Raw genomic sequence first — 17,462 nt, forward strand, 5'->3', positions numbered from 1 at the left:
CCTATCGGCCGATGTCGACGCCATCCTCATGGGCCATCCAGTGCACCAGGCGATGTAGCGGGTACATCGCATCGTGTGGATTGCCGATCGTGCTCGGTCCCGCCTCACCCAGATGGACGATCCGCTGCGCGCCACCGCTGGCCAGTCGATCGCGATAGTCGCACATCCGGTCGAACGGATAGAAGCCCACGGTCTGGGTCGCCACGTTGACGTACTTCATCGCGTCGTCGAGGGAGTCGACCCGCACCACGTTGGCGGTCTTGTTGATCGGATGGAAGTCGACCGGTTCATCGGAACGGATCACCAGGCCGGTGCCGTCGGTCTTGCCCCAGACCCGGAACTCGTCGTCGAGCATCATCAATGTGTCGACCTGCTCGCGCAGGTCCATCTCCAGGGGCCGACGGTCGCCGGACTCCGCGGCCTTAGCGACGATATGCGTATGGAGGCGTTCACAGAACCGGTCGGCGTCCTCCCGGTTCGCTTCGACATGGACGAAACGGCTGGCCACACACGCTTCCTGGTTGAGGATCATGACGTCGGTGGCAGCCAGCTCGGCAGCGAGGTCGAGTGTCTCATCGGAGGCGAATGCTTCCCCGCCGACCATCGAGATCGAGGTCTTGGGATCGAACGACACCAGCTGGAATCCCGGGCCGAGGTACTTGACCACGTTGTTGATCGCATCGCCGCCGCCCCAGGCCACGATCTTGTCGTAGTACTGGGGGCGATAGAGCACGCGCTCCACCTGGTCGTCGCCACCGCGCCAGTAAACCGCCGACATCGATTTCACGATCGCGTGGTCCGGATCGATCTCGGCCATGGTCCGCAGGATCGCGACGGTGGTGAACGGATCACTCGATGACATCTTGAACAGGTTGACGGCCTTGACCATCGCACCCTGGGCGATGGATTTGACGGCGACACCGGGCGAGTTGCCCGGCAGCACATGGACCAGCCGTGGAGCGAAGGCGCGGACAAAGCTCTTACGACCGGTGAAGTCCCCCTTCGGGATCCACTCATCGAGCGCTTTGGGGTCGGGGAAGTTCTGCTCAACGACGGTTTCGAGCACCCGCTTGTCGAGGTAAGCGGCAGCACCCCGGACCTGCGCCTGCAGCACCGAACGCGGCAATACGTGCGTCGAGGCCATCCGGTCGATGCAGTCCTGCACGAACGGGTTTGCCGGATCGTTCATCCGCCGGCCGGTCTCGACGAGGAAGTCGATGATCTCGGCCAGGGGCACGTTGAGTAGCGGCGGCAGTTCGGTGCGCGGGTGCACCACCTTGTCCATCGCGATCTCCGGAGTGGTGAACGTGACCCCGAGATCGCGGGAGCGATGCGAGACCTCGTCGCCCTCGAACAGTTCCCCGCGAAGGAAGAACGGTGCCGAGACCGTCGTGTCCCCTGCCCTGCCGGTGTTCCCTGCCCCGTCGGTGTTCACGGCCCGGCCGGTGTCGATCGTTGTCATGACAGACCTCTCACATATGCATCGACGGTGCCGGCACAGCCGATCTTGTCGTCGCCCTTGATATCCGCGTAGCGGGCGATGTTGTCGCGGATCGATGCACCCTTGGAGCCACAGGCGCAGGGACTGAAGTCGAGCGAGATCTTGTCACCGGTGATGACGCCACCCCAGCGGCCATCGAGCGAGAGGTCGAAGAAGGCTGCGCGCCCCTCGATCTCACCGGTCTCGTGCGGAAGCAGGGCCTCACCGGATTCGTCGAGGACGAAGGGCACAATCCACGGCGGTACGTGATAGCGCTCCCCCGCTTGGCACTTCGGCATTCCGGAGTTGAGTTCCTGCATCGAGTAGTTCTGGAAATCCCGGCTGGCCGGAATGTTGAAGGTCTGGTGGACGAACTCCTGATAGTCCGGTGGCAGCTGCGCCCGCTTGAGTCCACCGCCGACGTAGATGCAGTTGTCGGGATGAAAGTCCTTCGCGGAGTAGCCCATGTCGCGCACCAGCTTTGCCAGCTGGTAGAGCGAGTTCCACATCCCCGCGAGGTAGAGCTTTTCGTGGCGGTACTCGATCAGCGCCTCGGCGCCGCTGATCATCGCCTTGTCGAGGCCTTCCTGACGCTCCAGAGACGTCCGCTCGAAGTCCGCGAGTTCCTCGGGCCGCGCGGTACCGTCGGCGATCTTCTTGCGCAGGACCACCATCCGGGTCAGCGAGCCGACCGTGATCGGCGGGATCGGCAGCCGGAACCGCTCCCGGGCCGGATCGCCGAACGCCGCGAGCTGGGCATCCGCGATGACCTCGTTCTTGGGGACCGAGGCGGTGGGCGCCAATCCCATGATCCGCCGGTCCGCGGCCGGCGTGACGCCCGAACCCCACGAGAAGACGTTGACCGTGTCCAACCTCGACCACGCCATGTCCTTGTCGCTGGCCGGCAGCATCGCCGATTTTCCGGTGGTGCCGCTCGAGCAGGACACATAGTGCCCGGCAGCCGCCAGGCGCCCGATCCACTCGTCGATGTCGCCGATGTCAGCGGTGTCGATCGGGCCGATGGGATACGGGGAGACCGTCCCGAGCCATTTGCCGAGGCGGTCCCATTTCTCCTCGATCAGGAAGCTCTCGGGGTAACTCTTGTACGCGGTGTGCGGAAACAGCAACCCCACCATGTCCTCGCGACTGCGGACCTCGGAGATGCCGCCCTCCCGGGCCCGGTGACCGAGCAGTTTGATGCGACCTCTGCGGTCCTGGAATCGCTCGTCGAGCGCTTCGATCTGGACCGGGAGCAGGTCAGCGGGCGAATGATCGAAGCGGTCCTCCGCATCGACCGAACTCACCAACTTCTCGATGGCTGAGGTCACTTGGTCAACCTTTCAATTATCGTCGCGCCAGTTCCACTTAATGGCACCTTGTGCGTATCATTCGTACCTGTACCGAATGCGAGAGCGCAAGAGGCAACTTCGGCGAGGGGTGTGATGACAGAACGGGAGCCATCCGTTCACCGTGGCGCAGGCCGTCCGACGCGTGAACAGGCCCAGGCCCGCCATGAACAGCTACTCGATGCCGCGCTCGACCTGTTCCTCGAGCACGGATACGAACTCGCGACGATCGAGATGATCGCCGCGCGGGTCCACATGACCAAGCGCACCGTCTATGCGCGCCACCCCGACAAGGCCTCGTTGTTCCACGCCGCCACGCAGCGGGCCATCGAACGACAGGTCGTCCCCGCACAGGCACTCGAAGATGCCGACCGAGGCGACCTGGCCGAAACCCTCGAGACGATTGCCCGGCTGCGTATCCGTCAGGTGATGACACCCAATGGCGTTCGGCTGCAACGCATCATCAACACCGAGAGCTACCGGTTCCCGGAGCTTTTCACATCGAACTATCGGCAGAGCGCCAAACCGGTGATCGAGTTCGTCGCCGGCCTGTTCGACCGTGCGGTCGCCGCCGAGGAGATCGCGTCGACCGACACCGACCTCGCCGCCCGGGCGTTCTTGTCCCTGGTGGTCGGCGGCTGGGTGCGCGCCATCGTCAATGGCCGGGAACCCACCCCGACCGAGCTCGACACGCAGGTCCATTTCACCGTCGGCCTACTACTCAACGGCCTTCGACCACGATGACGACACGAGGAGACAACCATGGAATTCGGTACCAGCAGTCCGGTCGCCGTCGTCACCGGTGCCAGCTCGGGAATCGGTAAGGCGACCGCAGGCAAACTCGTCGCGATGGGCTGGCAGGTGATCGGGGTCGGCCGCGACCCCGGGCGCTGCGCCGACGCCGAGCTCGAGATCGCCGAATCCGTCTGCGACGGCGGTGAATTCATCATGCTGCGCGGTGACTTCGACCTGATGGCCGATGTTCAGCGAGTGGCCGGCGAGATCACCGAGCTCACGCCGCGCGTCCAGGTACTCATCAACAACGCCGGCGGCGTACGGGATCGGCGCGTGGTCACCCCGGAGGGCACCGAGGCCACCTTCGCCGCCAACCATCTCGCCCCGTTCGTGCTGACCAGGGACTTGATGCCACTGCTCGTGGCGAACGCAAACGATTCGGCGCCCGGTTCGACCCGGGTGCTCGCGGTGTCCTCGAATGCGCACAAGATGAGCCGAGGTATCGACTGGGACGATATGCAGAGCCTCAGCAGGTTCCGCTCCGCCGCGGCATACGGGCAGGCCAAGCTCGCAAACATCTTGTTCACCCGGGAACTGTCCCGGCGGGTGGCCGCCGACGGGATCGTGGCCCAGGTCATGCACCCGGGGGTGGTCGCCAGCAATTTCGCTTCACACGGCGATGAGTACATGCAGGCGCACATGTCCACTGCCGTCACTGTCGCACCCGATGAACCGGCCGAGACTCTCCGCTGGCTGGCCACCGACTCCGAGGGCGGTCGCGACGGTGGACGCTACTTCCATCTCCGGGACGAAGAGGAGCCGACCGCGGCCGCACTCGATGATGCCGCAGCGGCCCGCCTGTGGACCGAGAGCGAAAAACTATTGGCCGCCTTGGGTATCTAGATCCGGTTATCAGGCAGTATCGACCAGACGTTTACGGCCTACCTCAGGCAGTGGCACAGCAGGCCTTCGGCGGTTACGTTCCCATTCAGCTTGTCGTCGAGCATGTTTGCTTGCCAGGCGGGTCTGCGTCCGGAGCTGCAGACCCTCACTGGCCGGTCGCGGTTTCGCACCGATCCACGTCATGACCGTCAACTCTGGGAACAGATCCTCACCTGTCCATGCGGGACCTTTGAAGCGGTCACCTTCTGGGCTGATGAACACAACCCGGCTGCGACCCTCATCGTCGAGCTCCTGGACGTCAATCCAGTCGCCAAAGGATTTCAGCAGGTGATGAAATCTGCACAGGCACATGGTGTCTTCCGGGCAGGTCCGTCCCCCGGCCTCAGGTTTCTCGTGGTCGTATTCTTCGGTGTGGTCGACGTCGGATAGCCACGCCGGACGATTGCAACCGGGAAAGATGCAATGAGCATCGCGAATACGCATGAACGCGTCCAGCGCCGTCGACAGCCGATAGGGATTCGACGGAATGCTCATGGACATAGGAATGGGCGTGGGGAACGGTCCCGTGCCGCGTCTGTGGCTGCGGCCATTCCTGGTCTTGTCCGTGCTCGTTGGCTCAACTTCTTCCGCCGCTACTTCGTGCAAAGCGTCGTCCTCACCGGTGTGGTTCTTGGCGTCCGAGCCGGCCGACGCCCCAGCGGGTTCGGGGACGGTAGCGACATTCGCCACCCATTCGGCTTCTGCGCCGAGAGCGGCATCCGAATCTTGCTTCGCCGCAGCATCCTTCGCTACTGTTTTGCCCAACTTCGTAAGTCGCTTCCATTCGGCGAGTCGCTCAGCTGTAGTCATCTCAGGGTCGCGTTCGGGAGCTTCGGGGGCGTATGTGCTCACGCCCCCGGCATTGTCATCGGCCCCTTCTCCAGTTGACCGGTTCGTTGCCAACTCGCCACCGAGCGGCCGGATTCGTGCATCACGCCGACGGGCGATGTCGCCGGCGTGATCTCCAGAGATCACCCCGTGCCCATCGATGAAGCCCGGGTTACTCGCCCGGCCTTCGGCCGTCGCCTGGTCCACCACCACATGGACAACGAAAAGCGCAGACCCGTCGCCATCATCATCAGACTCGCGGAATCCGTGTTCACAATTCTCGTCGCCGCATTCACAGGCGAAGTCGACACCCATCGTTGCGCGCGCGTCGGAAAGCCGCTGGGGCTTGGTTCGTGGATCTCCCCCGCAGACCTTGGACGCCAGCTCCTGCACTCTCTTGTCCAGCAACAGCGCATTCTCGGCGCTCATCGAAGCGACAATGTCAGCCAAGCCGTCCTGGGTGGGGTACCTCTGGAAGCTGCGGCCATCCTCGGCTTTTTCGCGGCGTTCCCGGACACCTTCGGGGACGCCACACCCAGGTCCCCGAACGCTGCTTCCACCCCGTCTTCGAACATGCTTCCTATTGTGCTCTGGGGCCATGACAGACATCGGCGAAAAACGCACATCTGTGGATGGCCTACGGGACTGTGGAAGACCCGCCACTCCACCATGGCCGAGCTGAATAGCCGGAATGTCGTTCGGATCGCATCCAGACAACCGATTCAGTCGAGATGTTTCTTGTTTGGAAACAATACCGTCGTTGTGCAGCGCCAACACCACGAAAATCGTACTGTGGGCGTGTTCGAATCCCTCACCGTCGGGAGACATACATGGCCATATCGGAAGCATCGGAAGCGCCAGGTCCAACTGTTCCAGCCAAGGGCCTTCGCAGCGGATCGCTCGGACTCTTCGGCAACGTGGTCATCGGACTCTCGGCGGTGGCCCCCGCCTACAGTCTGGCCGCCACCCTGGGATTTGTGGTGGCAGCCGTGCACGAGAAGGCACCGGCGATGTTCGTCCTGGCCTTCATCCCCATGCTGCTCATCGCCTTCGCCTACCGGGAACTCGGAGAAGACACCCCCGACTGCGGCACCACATTCACCTGGGGCACCAAGGCATTCGGCCCGTGGATCGGCTGGATCGGCGGCTGGGGACTGGCCGTGTCGGCAATCATCGTGCTGGCCAACGTCGCCGAGATCGCCGGCGTCTATCTGCTGAAGTTCTTGAACCTCGACTCGTGGGCCGAGAACCTCTGGATCAAGGTCATCCTCGGCTCCGCGCTGATCGTGATGATGACGTGGGTCAGCATCCGCGGCATCCTGATCAGCGAGCGCATGCAGAACGTCCTCGTCGTCATCCAATTCGGCGTCCTGATCGTCGCGAGTGTCATCGCACTGTTCAAGGTCGGATTCGACAAGGCCGGCCCGCAGGCCATCAACCCGAGCCTGTCCTGGCTGTGGCCGAGCGGGCTGACCGCTTCGTCCATCGCCGAAGCGGTGATCCTGTGCATCTTCATTTATTGGGGCTGGGATGCGTGCCTCGCGGTCGGTGAAGAGACCAAGGACTCCGCCAAGACCCCCGGCCGGGCCGCGGTCATCACCACGATCATCCTGGTGTGCACCTACGTTCTGGTCGCCTACGCGATTCAGTCATTTGCCGGATTCGGTGAGGACGGAATCGGTTTGAACAATCCGAACAACGCCGACGACGTCCTGACGATCCTCGGAGATCCTGTCGCCGGCTCGATCATGGCCTCCCTGTTGTTGCTGACGGTGTCGATTTCGGCACTCTCCTCGACCCAGTCCACGATCCTGCCGACCGCCCGCGGAACGTTGTCGATGGCCGTCTACGGCGCGATCCCGAAACGCTTCGCCACCATCCACCCCCGGTACATGACACCGGCGTTCGGCACGGCCGTGATGGGCGCCTCGGCGCTGATATTCTACCTGGTGCTCTCCCTGGTCAGCGAGGACACACTCGGCGACTCGATCTCGTCCCTCGGCCTCGCCGTGGCCTTCTATTACGGCATCACCGCGTACGCCTGTGTCTGGTACTTCCGGCGGACCCTGCGGCAGTCGGCCCGAAACCTCTTCTTCCGCGGCATCTTCCCGCTGATCGGAGCCCTGGCGATGACCTGGGCCTTCTTCCAGAGCGCGTTCGACATGTACGCGACCGACTACGGTTCCACCTCGATCGGCGGTGTCGGTGGCGTCTTCATCATGGGGGTCGGCATGCTGGTGCTCGGAATCCCGTTGATGTTGCTGTGTTTTGCATTCGGTCCGAAGGATTTCTGGAAGGGCAGGACGCTCAATTCCAACACCGAGGTCAAGGTGCCCGATGTCTACTGACGACGGTGTCGCCCGGTACCTGTGCACCCCAACGGCATCGATGGAAGCGAGCACCAACTCATGAGACTGACAGTGGGTTACCTCTACACCGATACCGGCGACGACGGGGTCAACCTGTCGATCGCCATCGCGAAGACCACCGGTGCCGCGATCGACCTGGTGTGTGTGGTCCGGGAGGTCGAACCCGACGGCACCCCGGGCCGGGTCACGTTCCAGGAAGCCCTGGTCAAGAAGGCACATCAGTGGCTCGAAGAGGCAGCCGCCGACATCCCCGACGACATCGAGGTCGCCCTGCACACACCGGTGGCCAACTCATTTCCGCAGGCGCTCATCGACTTTGCGGTGCACAGCCATGCCACGATGATCGTCGTCGGTGGCACCAGCGACGGCATCCTGGGCAAACACACCCTGGGCAGCATCTCGTCGGCCCTCACCCATGCGTCACCGGTACCGGTTGCCCTGGCCCCGCGGGGCTACGCCCGCCTCGAACGTCCGGTCATCCCTACCCTGACCGTTGCCATCCCCACCACGGATGCGAAAGACAGCCCCCTGCCCTTCGCATTGGATCTGGCCAAGAAGGCCGGGCTGAATCTGCGGTTGCTCTCCCTGGTCTCGCACGACGACCTACCCGGTGAAGACGAGGAGTCCATGGCGGTCCGGCAACGGCACATCAGCCAGGCCACCGCGAATCTGGAACTCGCCAAAAAGAGCTGTGGCGATGCGGTGAAGATCGAATCCCTTGTTGCCGAGGGCAATACCGTCGAAGAGGCACTCGAACAGCTGCAATGGTCGCGCGGTGACGTCGTGGTCATCGGTTCCGGACACCTGGCCCCTCCGCGCCGGGCGTTTCTCGGGTCGATGTCCGCCCGCATCCTGAAGAACACCGATGCCCCGATCGTCGTCGTCCCCAAGGGCTTCACCCCCTGACCGGCCCCCGCACCCCGATGATGTGGCCTTTTGGCGAGCATTTCCCCAGGTGGGCTCCGCCAAAAGGGCACATCATCGGGGTGCGGGGGCGTGGGGGCTAGGAGTCGAAGCCGAGGCCGACGGCCTCCATCGCCTTGAGCCAGAGTCCGCGGCGGCCCTGATTGCGGTCGGCACGCGCGAACTCTCGACGGGTCAGGGTGATCCCGAACCAGCGCAACGGTTCCGGCGGGAACGGGATCGGCTTGGACTGCACCATCTTCAGGCGGGTGCGTTCGGTGTCCTTGCCGTCGACGAGGTCGAGCGCGGTGGCGGCACCGAAATGCGCGGCGCCCACGCCGAGTCCGGTGAATCCCAGCACGGAGACGACCTTGCCGCCCATGCTGACGTCCCAGAAGTTGTTGAACCGCGAACACGTATCGATGACACCGCCCCAGGTGTGGGTCGCGGTGATGCCCTCGAGCTGTGGGAACACCTGGAGCAGATGCTCTGCGAGCAGACCGAATTCACTGGGCTTCTGGGCGAGGCGGGGATCGGTGTCACCGCGGTAGTAGTAGACCGCGTCCCAGCCGCCGAACAGGATCCGGTCGTCGGCGGTGAGCCGGAAGTAGTGGAATCGATTGCCTGAATCGGCCAGCCCCTGCCGTCCGGACCACCCGATCGCAGACAATTGCCGCTCGGACAGCGGTTCGGTCATGATCGCGTAGTCCCAGACCGGCACCATCAGGTAACCGAGCTTGCGGCGCAACGGCTTCGAGGCCGACGTGGCCACCACCACCCGCGCCGCGTCAACGCTGCCGTATCCGGTGGCAACGGTCACCCGGTCTCCCACCGAGGTCAGCGACGTCACCTCGCTGTGCTCGAAGACCCGCACCCCGAGTCGCTCGGCCGCAGCGGCCAGGCCCCAGGCCAGCTTCGCCGGATCGATCATCATCACGTCCGGGTCGTACACGGCACCGCGAGCCATCGGACTGCGCAGATGCTTCGTGAGCTCGTCACCGTCGAGGAAGCGCAACGGCTGATCGAGTTGATGCGCTTGCTCCACAAGCTCTTTGAGTCCGGGGACCTGCCAGTCGAAACTGGCCAGATCGAGCTCTCCGGTCCGCTCGACGTCGGCATCGATCCCGAGTCTGGCGATCGCGTCGACGATCGCGTCGAGGGTCTCGACCCCCATCCGGAGCAGATCGGGCAGCTCGTCTTCGTACCGCTCCATACCGTTGACCAGGCCGTGGGTCAGGCTCGCCGAGCAGAATCCGCCGTTGCGGCCCGACGCGCCCTCGGCGATCCGGTCACCTTCGAGCAGGATGACAGATCGCTGCGGGTTGGCCTCGGCCGCCTGGACGGCAGCCCACAAACCGGTGAAACCGCCTCCCACGACAACCAGATCCGCGCCGTGCTGCCCGGTCAGACGGGGTCGGGCCCCGGGTCGCAGTGGCCGGTCGAGCCAGTAGGGAGCCGGGGTCGCACCGGCCACCATCGCGGTTCCGCGAACGGTCGGCTCGAGAGCCCAGCCGTTCTGCGAGCCCGAACCGCTCAGTGCGGCAGCGTGAAAATCGTTCGGTGCCATGGTTTGTGCGGTACTCCTGTGATGTCACTCATCACGTGTTTGATGGTGAGATATTCGTCGAGCGAATAGGTGGACATGTCTTTGCCGAAGCCCGAGGCCCCGACCCCACCGTGCGGCATCTCGCTGATGATCGGGATGTGATCGTTGATCCACACACATCCGGCGCGGATCTCGCGTGACGCCCGCTGGGCGCGGTAGACGTCCCGCGTCCACGCTGACGCCGCCAGACCGTAGACGGTGTCGTTGGCCATCCGGATCGCGTCGTTGTCGTCATCGAAAGCACTGACGGTCAGCACCGGACCGAAGATCTCGTCGCGGTAGACCTCGGCGTCCTCGGGGACGTCGGCGAGCAGGGTCGGCTGATAGAAGGCGCCCGGACCGTCGGGTGCGCGACCACCGGTGACCACCCGGATCCCGGCCACCCGGGCGCGGTCGACCATTGCGGCCACCTTGTCCCGGTGGCCGAACGAGATCAGCGAGCCCATGTCGGTGGCCGGATCGCCGGGATCACCCAACCGAATCTTCGACATCAGTTCGCCGACACCGGCAACGAAGTCGTCGTACCGCGACCGGGCGACGATGGCCCTGGTCGCGGCCGTGCAGTCCTGGCCGGAGTTGATCAGCGCGCCCGCCACCGCGCCGTGGATCGCCGCGTCGAGGTCGGCATCCTCGAACACCACGAACGGGGCCTTGCCACCGAGTTCGAGTTGGACCCTGGTGCCATTGGCCGCGGCCTGCGACATCACCTGACGACCGACTGCGGTGGACCCGGTGAACGTGACCATGTCCACCCCGGCGTGGCCGGCGATCGCGGCCCCGACCTCGGCCCCGGTCCCGGTCAGCACATTGAAGACACCGTCGGGGATGCCCGCTTCGGTGGCGAGACGGGCCAGCGTCAACGTGGTCAGTGGTGTCAGCTCCGCGGGTTTGAGCACCACCGTGCATCCGGCTGCCAGCGCCGGGATGACCTTCCACACCGCCATCTGCAATGGGTAGTTCCACGGCGTGATCGATCCGACCACCCCGACCGCCTCGCGACGGATCGAGGACGTGTGATCGCCCGAATACTCGGCGCTGGCCTTGCCCTCGAGGTTGCGGGCCAGGCCGGCGAAGAACTCGACGTTGTCCACCGAACCCGGGACGTCGAACTCGGTGGCCAGGCGGATCGTCTTGCCGGTCTGACGTACTTCTTCGGCTGCCAGGTCATCGGCCGCCTCCGACATCGCCGACGCCAACGACCTCAGCGCCGCACTTCGATCGGCCGGTGTTGCACCGGACCACTGCCCCAACGCATTTCGCGCGACAACGACCGCCTCGTCGACATCTGCGGCCGTGGCCAGCTTCGTGGACGCGACGACGACACCGGTCGCCGGATCGATGACATCGTGGACATCTCCGGCACCGGCGCGCTCCCGCCCGTCCACCCAGCCGGCAGCAAAAGTTGTTGAACCAGTGGTCATATTCAGTCCTCGCGGGCCGTCGTCCTCAGTGGGTATCTGCCGGCCACCATACCGAGGCACTGCGCATTCCGCGATGCATACCGCCCCTAGACAACGAATTTCCCCCGTTTGGGTTGCAGATTATTGCGGAATCCGTAGCATATGGGATGCAACGATCGAACCGGCCAGCGCATCGAGAAGAATCGGAGCCATGACCGAGCAGCCAATAGTCCTAGACAACATCTCCAAGAAGATCATCGAGGAGCTCCAGGCCGACGGCCGCCGCTCGTACGCCTCGGTGGGCAAGGCAGTGGGACTCTCGGAAGCTGCGGTGCGTAACCGGGTTCAGCGCCTGGGCGAGGCCGGTGTCCTCCAGATCGTCGCGGTGACCGATCCGATGCAGGTGGGTTTCGCCCGCCAGGCGATGATCGGAATCCGTTGCACCGGAGACACCGCGGCCCTGGGTGAGGCACTCGCGGAGGTCGAGGAGATCGACTACGTGGTCCTGACCGCCGGATCATTCGATGTGGTCATCGAAGTGGTCTGCGAGAACGATGAACACCTGCTCGAGGTACTGAACAAAAAGGTGCGATCGCAGCCTGGCGTGACCGGGACAGAGACCCTGGTCTACCTGAAACTGGTCAAACAACAATACAATTGGGGTACCCGATGACCGCAGTCGAGAACAACACCACCACCCTTGGCGACCGCTCGGCCCGCCACCTGTGGGGCCACTTCTCCAGGCACGGCGACACCACCACCCCGCCGGTCATCACCCGCGGCGAGGGCGTCCGGATCTTCGACGATCGCGGCCGCAGCTATCTCGACGGCCTGTCGGGACTGTTTGTGGTGCAGGCCGGACACGGCCGCGTCGAGCTCGCCGAGGCCGCGGCCAAGCAGGCCAAGGAACTGGCTTTCTTCCCCCTCTGGTCGTACGCGACACCGCCGGCCATCGAATTGGCCGAACGCCTGGCGGACTACGCACCGGGCGACCTCAACCGGGTTTTCTTCACCACCGGCGGTGGTGAGGCCGTGGAAAGCGCCTGGAAGCTCGCGAAACAGTACTTCAAACTGACCGGAAAACCCGGTAAACACAAGGTGATCTCGCGATCGATCGCCTATCACGGCACACCGCAGGGCGCACTGGCGATCACCGGCATCCCGGCGCTGAAGGAAGCCTTCGAGCCACTCACGCCGGGAGCGTTCCGCGTTCCGAACACCAACATCTACCGGGCCGGCGAACACGGCGACGACCCCAAGGAGTTCGGTCTCTGGGCCGCCAACCGCATCGAAGAGGCCATCGAGTTCGAGGGACCGGACACGGTCGCCGCGGTCTTCCTCGAACCGGTACAGAACGCCGGCGGCTGTTTCCCGCCACCGCCCGGATACTTCCAGCGGGTTCGGGAGATCTGCGACAAGCACGATGTGCTGCTGGTCTCCGATGAAGTGATCTGCGCTTTCGGCCGAATCGGATCGATGTTCGCCTGCAGCGACTTCGACTACGTCCCCGACATCATCACCTGCGCGAAGGGCATGACCTCGGGTTACTCACCGATCGGCGCGATGATCGCCACCGATCGCCTGTTCGAGCCCTTCAACGACAACGCCACCTCGTTCGCCCACGGTTACACCTTTGGCGGACATCCGGTTTCGGCGGCGGTCGCACTGGCCAACCTCGACATCTTCGAACGCGAAGGTCTCAACGACCGGGTGAAGCAACTCGCCCCGGACTTCCGGCGGACGCTCGACAAACTCAGTGATCTACCCATCGTCGGCGATGTCCGCGGCGAAGGCTACTTCTACGGGATCGAATTGGTGAAGGACAAGGCCACCAAGGAGACGTTCACACCGGACGAATCCGAGCGGGTCCTGCGTGATTTCCTGTCCACCGCACTGTTCGACGCCGGACTCTACTGCCGCGCCGACGACCGGGGAGACCCGGTGGTCCAGCTCGCTCCCCCACTGACCTGCGGACAGGCCGAGTTCGACGAGATCGAACAGATCCTGCGTTCGGTGCTGACCGAGGCGTACACGAAGATCTGAGCACCAGAGCACCGGGCGACACCGGCAGGCACCGGCTCAGATCCATCCGAGTCTGCGGGCCTTGAGGGCCGCCTCGTACCTGTTCGATGCACCCAGTTTCGCCATTGCCGATGACAGGTAGTTACGGGTGGTCCCGACCGACAGGCGTGCGCGCGTGGCGATTTCGTCCACCGAGGAACCATCGATGGCGAACTCGAGGACGTCGGCTTCACGCGCGGTCAGCACCGTGTCGCCGGCGCTGATCGCTTCGGCGGCCAGCTGCGGATCGACATGGCGGCCGCCGCCGTGAACCGTGCGGATGACCTCGGCAAGAGTGGCAGCCGACGTCGTCTTGGGCAGAAAGCCCCGCACGCCCGTGGTGAGCGCACGTTTGAGGTAACCCGGCCGGCCGTGACTGGTGACTATCAGGATGCCGGCGCCCGGAGTCAACGCGAGAAGCTCGGTGGCGGTGTCGATGCCGTCGATCCCCGGCATCCGCAGGTCGATTACCGCGACGGCAAGGGGCCGGTCTTCGGCGACACGTTGTCGCCACATGGTCAGGAGTTCTTCACCCGACCCGACGTTCGCGACGACATCGAGATCGTCTTCGAGGTCGAGCATGGCCGCCATGGCAGTGCGGATGAGGGTTTCGTCGTCGGCCATCAGTACCGGAATCACTTTTTCTCCCAGAGTATTTCAAGCGTGAAAGTCTCTCCGCTCATGGTGGCTTCAAGGCCAGAACCGACATGCGCGAGACGCTCCGACAGGCCACGAAGTCCGGAATGCTCGCCGGGATCTTCCACCACTTCCTTACGGGAACCGTTGTTACGCAGCGACATTCCCCCTGCACCGATCGAGAGGGTCGCCGAAGTCGAGGCTGAGTGTCTGACGATGTTGGTGGTACCCTCCCTCACCACCCATGCCGCCACCTCATGGAAACGTGCGGGCACCTTGGCCGGATCACCTTCGACAACAAGCAGGCAACCCGCCGCGGCCAGGAGTGAACGGGCACCGGCAACCTCACCTTCGAGGTTGATGCCGCGATAGCCATGGACCAGCTCGCGCATCGTGTTCATCGATTCGACGGCGAGTGCCTTCACCTCATCCATCTCGCCGGCCGCCCGGTCACCCGCTCCGGCACGTGAAAGCGTCGCGGCGAGTTCACTTTTGACTGCAATGGCGGAAAATCCGCGACCGACCACATCGTGCAGGTCCCGGGCGAAACGCAATCGCTCTTCGGCAACCTGCAACCGGGCCTCGACGGCCTTGGTGTGCTCCAGCTCGTCGACCACCTCCAGGCCCCACATCGTCAACAGCGTGGTGGCGACGAACAAGGCGCCGATGAAGAACGTGGTCGCGGCCACCCGGAGCGCCGACGGCGCAGAAGCCTCGAACGCTGCGCCGGTGGCGATGCTGACGCCGAGGACGAACCACCACTTGCCCCGCAAGAAAGGAATGATCGACAGCATCGACAGCAGTGCGGCAAAGTTGCCGACCGTCTGTGCGGCGTCGATGTCGGATTCGTCGGTGGCCAGGTTGGCCATGATCGCACAGAACAGCCAGACCACGAGGAACATTGCGGATCCGACCGGTAGTGCCCAACTGCGCGGTCCGACGTTGGGCCATGCCGACAGCTCGGGCCGGGTCTGCAGGGCGAGAAGAGCTGCGGCCCCGGAGATGACGATCCCGGCCGCCGACCACGGAACGTCGCCCGTTCTGTCCACCGAAACGACCACCCCTACGACGATGGAGGACAGGAGTATGAGCTGACTGCAGAGCCGGAACTTCGCCGACCCCGACAGCTCCCGCCACCGGGACGCCACCCCGGTCATCCACGGTCGTCCCAGCGGAACCTTGTCGAGACGATTGCGAGCGACAGTGCGATCCATATGCCCAGTGTCGCAAGAGGTTGTGCCATCTCGCCGAACGTGCCCGCGAAATCGAGCGTGGCGGCAGACTCGTCGGCAGTGGCCGGCAGGCCGGAGGCGCCGACCGAGATCAGTTCGGACAGAGCCGCAAACGGTGTCCAGGAGACCACATCGCCGAGGCGATCGGGAAGGATGCCACGGATCGATGCGAGGCCGGCCATCGCGAGCATCATCACCGGTAGTGAGGTGATCTGCGCTGCCTCCGCGTTCTTGGTGACCACACTCGTCGCCAGGCCGAGCAGCGAGAAGACGATGATTCCACCGGCCATCGCGATGACCAGCGCGATTGGATTGACGGGCGCGGGCGCACCGGCGCCGTAGATCACTCCCGAAACGATCACACCACCGATCACGGTGAGCAGGGCGCCGGGCACGGCCGGGGCGGTCTGAATCTGCCAATCGGCTGCCTCACCCGTTCTCAGCCGCTTCAATACTCCTTCCCCACGGCGGGTGGTGACCATCGACAGCACCGAGTAGTACTGCACGAACAGAAAAGCCATCAACGCGAACATCTCCAGGCCCGTGGTCGCGACCTCCGCTGTGGCACCGGACTCACCGCGGGCGATGAAGTACGTCGTCAGCGGAAGCACCACCGGGAACACTGTTCCCAGCACCACGAGGGTTTTGTTGCGGACAAACTGCTGGTACTCCGCCTTGGCCAGAGCGCTCAGCGGACGCCGCCCGTAGCCGCCTGAGGTAAGTACGGTACTGCTGATCATCGGTGTGCTCCGATCAGGTCGGGGGTGGACTTCGACGCGACGGCCGGATCGGCTGCGACCTCGAGAAAGACCGATTCCAAGGACGCGGCACGGGCTTCGAGGCCACCCAATTGCAGGCCACGGCCTCCAGCCCAGGCCAGCAATTCAGAGAGGTGACCCTGCAGGTCGTGGGTGTATACGGTAACGCGCTCCTGGGCGTCGACTCGCGCGCCGGTCATCGCCGGCAGAGCCGGACCGGGATGGTCGAAGACAATTCGCGCAGGATGCTCGTCGACGATGTCACGGAGTGTTCCGCGGCGGGCGATCTGGCCCTTGTGCATGATCGCAATGCGGTCTGCAAGTTCTTCGGCCTCGTCGAGGTAGTGCGTGGTCAGGACGATCGTCACCCCGGAGGCCTTGAGCTCGGTCAGCAAACGCCATGTGGCGCGACGACTTTCCGGATCCAGACCGGTGGTCGGTTCGTCGAGGAAGAGCAACCGGGGCTGCCCCAGCAACGCGCAGGCAAGGTCGACGCGGCGCTTTTCACCGCCGGACAGCGCTCCGACACGCACGTGGACGCGGTCTGTGAGGTTGACCTGCGCCAAGACTGCGGCCACGGTGGTCGGATTCGAGCTGGTGCCGCGCCACATCTCCAAGGTCTCGCTGACGGTCAACTCGGCAGGTAGCCCGCCGGACTGCAACATGATGCCCACGTGCGGGCGCACCAATTTGCGGTCTCGGCGTGGATCGAGGCCGAAGACCTCGACCTCGCCGGCAGACGGTGCGACAAGCCCTTCCAGCACGTCAAAGGTCGACGTCTTTCCGGCACCGTTCGTGCCGAGCAGGGCGAACACCTCGCCCTCCGCGATCTCGAGATCGACGCCCTTGACCGCCTCGAATGCGTCCTTGCCCTGGCCGTAGGTGCGGCGCAACCCTCGGGCGCTGATCACGGTCTTCATCATTGCCCCCACGTTCGGCCGCCCACGGGTGCCGGGCCGATCCGATGGATGTCTTTGATCAGATTTTCGAAACTGCTTGATTGCGCGCCTGTTTCGCGATGACTCGGCGGATGAATTCGGTGGTTGCGATGTGTTGCCGTCATGCCTTCAAGGCTCACCCACATCTGTTGACCCCACCAGTGCGCCCGATCATCAAAAGCCGAACGGATACTCATGCCAGAGCCATGACAAATGTCATCGAAACGA

The 17,462-nt window shown here is 64.2% G+C and carries 15 protein-coding genes; 6 read left to right on the forward strand and 9 right to left on the reverse strand.

Features of this window, described 5'->3' with window-relative positions:
* Position 1: 1 nt before the first annotated feature.
* Together AC51GR_RS18295 and AC51GR_RS18300 are read right to left on the reverse strand one after the other, a co-directional pair.
* On the reverse strand, positions 2 to 1,462 hold the full coding sequence (locus tag AC51GR_RS18295) for an acyl-CoA reductase (protein ID WP_496326073.1): 1,461 nt from the start codon (positions 1,460 to 1,462) through the stop codon (positions 2 to 4).
* Positions 1,459 to 2,808: a hypothetical protein gene (locus AC51GR_RS18300; protein WP_496326074.1), complete on the reverse strand. Its 1,350-nt coding sequence runs from the start codon at positions 2,806 to 2,808 to the stop codon at positions 1,459 to 1,461. Before AC51GR_RS18300 ends, AC51GR_RS18295 begins: the two co-directional genes overlap by 4 nt.
* Before the next feature lie 114 nt (positions 2,809 to 2,922).
* Between AC51GR_RS18300 and AC51GR_RS18305 the strand changes: the two genes are divergently transcribed.
* Together AC51GR_RS18305 and AC51GR_RS18310 are read left to right on the forward strand one after the other, a co-directional pair.
* Positions 2,923 to 3,570 (forward strand): TetR/AcrR family transcriptional regulator, encoded by a 648-nt coding sequence (locus AC51GR_RS18305; RefSeq protein WP_496326075.1) that lies wholly within the window; start codon positions 2,923 to 2,925, stop codon positions 3,568 to 3,570.
* A gap of 18 nt (positions 3,571 to 3,588) precedes the next feature.
* The gene (locus tag AC51GR_RS18310; protein ID WP_496326076.1) at positions 3,589 to 4,464 is read left to right on the forward strand and encodes an SDR family NAD(P)-dependent oxidoreductase; all 876 of its coding nucleotides are present in this window, start codon (positions 3,589 to 3,591) and stop codon (positions 4,462 to 4,464) included.
* A 9-nt stretch (positions 4,465 to 4,473) separates the two neighbouring features.
* Here AC51GR_RS18310 and AC51GR_RS18315 read toward each other — a convergent pair whose 3' ends face one another.
* Positions 4,474 to 6,180 (reverse strand): HNH endonuclease signature motif containing protein, encoded by a 1,707-nt coding sequence (locus AC51GR_RS18315; protein ID WP_496326239.1) that lies wholly within the window; start codon positions 6,178 to 6,180, stop codon positions 4,474 to 4,476.
* Here AC51GR_RS18315 and AC51GR_RS18320 point away from each other — a divergent pair.
* Positions 6,162 to 7,679, forward strand: coding sequence for an APC family permease (locus AC51GR_RS18320; RefSeq protein ID WP_496326077.1), 1,518 nt, complete (start codon positions 6,162 to 6,164; stop codon positions 7,677 to 7,679). The genes AC51GR_RS18315 and AC51GR_RS18320 overlap by 19 nt on opposite strands.
* A gap of 60 nt (positions 7,680 to 7,739) precedes the next feature.
* Entirely contained in the window at positions 7,740 to 8,606 is an 867-nt protein-coding gene (locus tag AC51GR_RS18325; RefSeq protein ID WP_496326078.1) for a universal stress protein, read from the forward strand.
* Positions 8,607 to 8,703: 97 nt separating this feature from the next.
* On the opposite strand, the gene AC51GR_RS18330 is transcribed toward AC51GR_RS18325, so the two are convergent.
* Both AC51GR_RS18330 and AC51GR_RS18335 read right to left on the reverse strand, forming a co-directional pair.
* Entirely contained in the window at positions 8,704 to 10,170 is a 1,467-nt protein-coding gene (locus AC51GR_RS18330; RefSeq protein WP_496326079.1) for an NAD(P)/FAD-dependent oxidoreductase, read from the reverse strand.
* Complete coding sequence (locus AC51GR_RS18335; protein ID WP_496326080.1) at positions 10,137 to 11,630, reverse strand: gamma-aminobutyraldehyde dehydrogenase; 1,494 nt, start codon at positions 11,628 to 11,630, stop codon at positions 10,137 to 10,139. The genes AC51GR_RS18330 and AC51GR_RS18335 overlap by 34 nt, the downstream gene beginning before the upstream one ends.
* 190 nt (positions 11,631 to 11,820) lie before the next feature.
* Between AC51GR_RS18335 and AC51GR_RS18340 the strand changes: the two genes are divergently transcribed.
* Together AC51GR_RS18340 and AC51GR_RS18345 are read left to right on the forward strand one after the other, a co-directional pair.
* On the forward strand, positions 11,821 to 12,282 hold the full coding sequence (locus AC51GR_RS18340; RefSeq protein ID WP_482138426.1) for an Lrp/AsnC family transcriptional regulator: 462 nt from the start codon (positions 11,821 to 11,823) through the stop codon (positions 12,280 to 12,282).
* The gene (locus AC51GR_RS18345; RefSeq protein ID WP_496326081.1) at positions 12,279 to 13,652 is read left to right on the forward strand and encodes an aspartate aminotransferase family protein; all 1,374 of its coding nucleotides are present in this window, start codon (positions 12,279 to 12,281) and stop codon (positions 13,650 to 13,652) included. Before AC51GR_RS18340 ends, AC51GR_RS18345 begins: the two co-directional genes overlap by 4 nt.
* 36 nt (positions 13,653 to 13,688) lie before the next feature.
* On the opposite strand, the gene AC51GR_RS18350 is transcribed toward AC51GR_RS18345, so the two are convergent.
* The 4 genes from AC51GR_RS18350 to AC51GR_RS18365 are packed head-to-tail and all read right to left on the reverse strand — an operon-like array spanning position 13,689 to position 17,216.
* Positions 13,689 to 14,309, reverse strand: a complete 621-nt coding sequence (locus AC51GR_RS18350) for a response regulator (RefSeq protein WP_496326082.1) — start codon at positions 14,307 to 14,309, stop codon at positions 13,689 to 13,691.
* Positions 14,306 to 15,520: a sensor histidine kinase gene (locus AC51GR_RS18355; protein WP_496326083.1), complete on the reverse strand. Its 1,215-nt coding sequence runs from the start codon at positions 15,518 to 15,520 to the stop codon at positions 14,306 to 14,308. Before AC51GR_RS18355 ends, AC51GR_RS18350 begins: the two co-directional genes overlap by 4 nt.
* Entirely contained in the window at positions 15,460 to 16,278 is an 819-nt protein-coding gene (locus tag AC51GR_RS18360; RefSeq protein ID WP_496326084.1) for an ABC transporter permease, read from the reverse strand. The genes AC51GR_RS18355 and AC51GR_RS18360 overlap by 61 nt, the downstream gene beginning before the upstream one ends.
* Positions 16,275 to 17,216 (reverse strand): ABC transporter ATP-binding protein, encoded by a 942-nt coding sequence (locus tag AC51GR_RS18365; RefSeq protein ID WP_496326240.1) that lies wholly within the window; start codon positions 17,214 to 17,216, stop codon positions 16,275 to 16,277. Before AC51GR_RS18365 ends, AC51GR_RS18360 begins: the two co-directional genes overlap by 4 nt.
* Between the last annotated feature and the right edge of the window lie 246 nt (positions 17,217 to 17,462).

It is taken from the genome of Williamsia sp. z71 (genome assembly GCF_059553375.1).

Bases quoted from the DNA above. Each gene is read 5' to 3' on its own strand.
- AC51GR_RS18310 (WP_496326076.1), top strand. From the start codon at position 3,589: ATGGAATTCGGTACCAGCAGTCCGGTCGCCGTCGTCACCGGTGCCAGC.
- AC51GR_RS18305 (WP_496326075.1), top strand. From the start codon at position 2,923: ATGACAGAACGGGAGCCATCCGTTCACCGTGGCGCAGGCCGTCCGACG.
- AC51GR_RS18330 (WP_496326079.1), bottom strand. From the start codon at position 10,170: ATGGCACCGAACGATTTTCACGCTGCCGCACTGAGCGGTTCGGGCTCG.
- AC51GR_RS18340 (WP_482138426.1), top strand. From the start codon at position 11,821: ATGACCGAGCAGCCAATAGTCCTAGACAACATCTCCAAGAAGATCATC.
- AC51GR_RS18325 (WP_496326078.1), top strand. From the start codon at position 7,740: ATGAGACTGACAGTGGGTTACCTCTACACCGATACCGGCGACGACGGG.
- AC51GR_RS18365 (WP_496326240.1), bottom strand. From the start codon at position 17,216: ATGAAGACCGTGATCAGCGCCCGAGGGTTGCGCCGCACCTACGGCCAG.
- AC51GR_RS18355 (WP_496326083.1), bottom strand. From the start codon at position 15,520: ATGGATCGCACTGTCGCTCGCAATCGTCTCGACAAGGTTCCGCTGGGA.
- AC51GR_RS18295 (WP_496326073.1), bottom strand. From the start codon at position 1,462: ATGACAACGATCGACACCGGCCGGGCCGTGAACACCGACGGGGCAGGG.
- AC51GR_RS18345 (WP_496326081.1), top strand. From the start codon at position 12,279: ATGACCGCAGTCGAGAACAACACCACCACCCTTGGCGACCGCTCGGCC.
- AC51GR_RS18360 (WP_496326084.1), bottom strand. From the start codon at position 16,278: ATGATCAGCAGTACCGTACTTACCTCAGGCGGCTACGGGCGGCGTCCG.
- AC51GR_RS18315 (WP_496326239.1), bottom strand. From the start codon at position 6,180: ATGCTTCCGATATGGCCATGTATGTCTCCCGACGGTGAGGGATTCGAA.
- AC51GR_RS18335 (WP_496326080.1), bottom strand. From the start codon at position 11,630: ATGACCACTGGTTCAACAACTTTTGCTGCCGGCTGGGTGGACGGGCGG.
- AC51GR_RS18320 (WP_496326077.1), top strand. From the start codon at position 6,162: ATGGCCATATCGGAAGCATCGGAAGCGCCAGGTCCAACTGTTCCAGCC.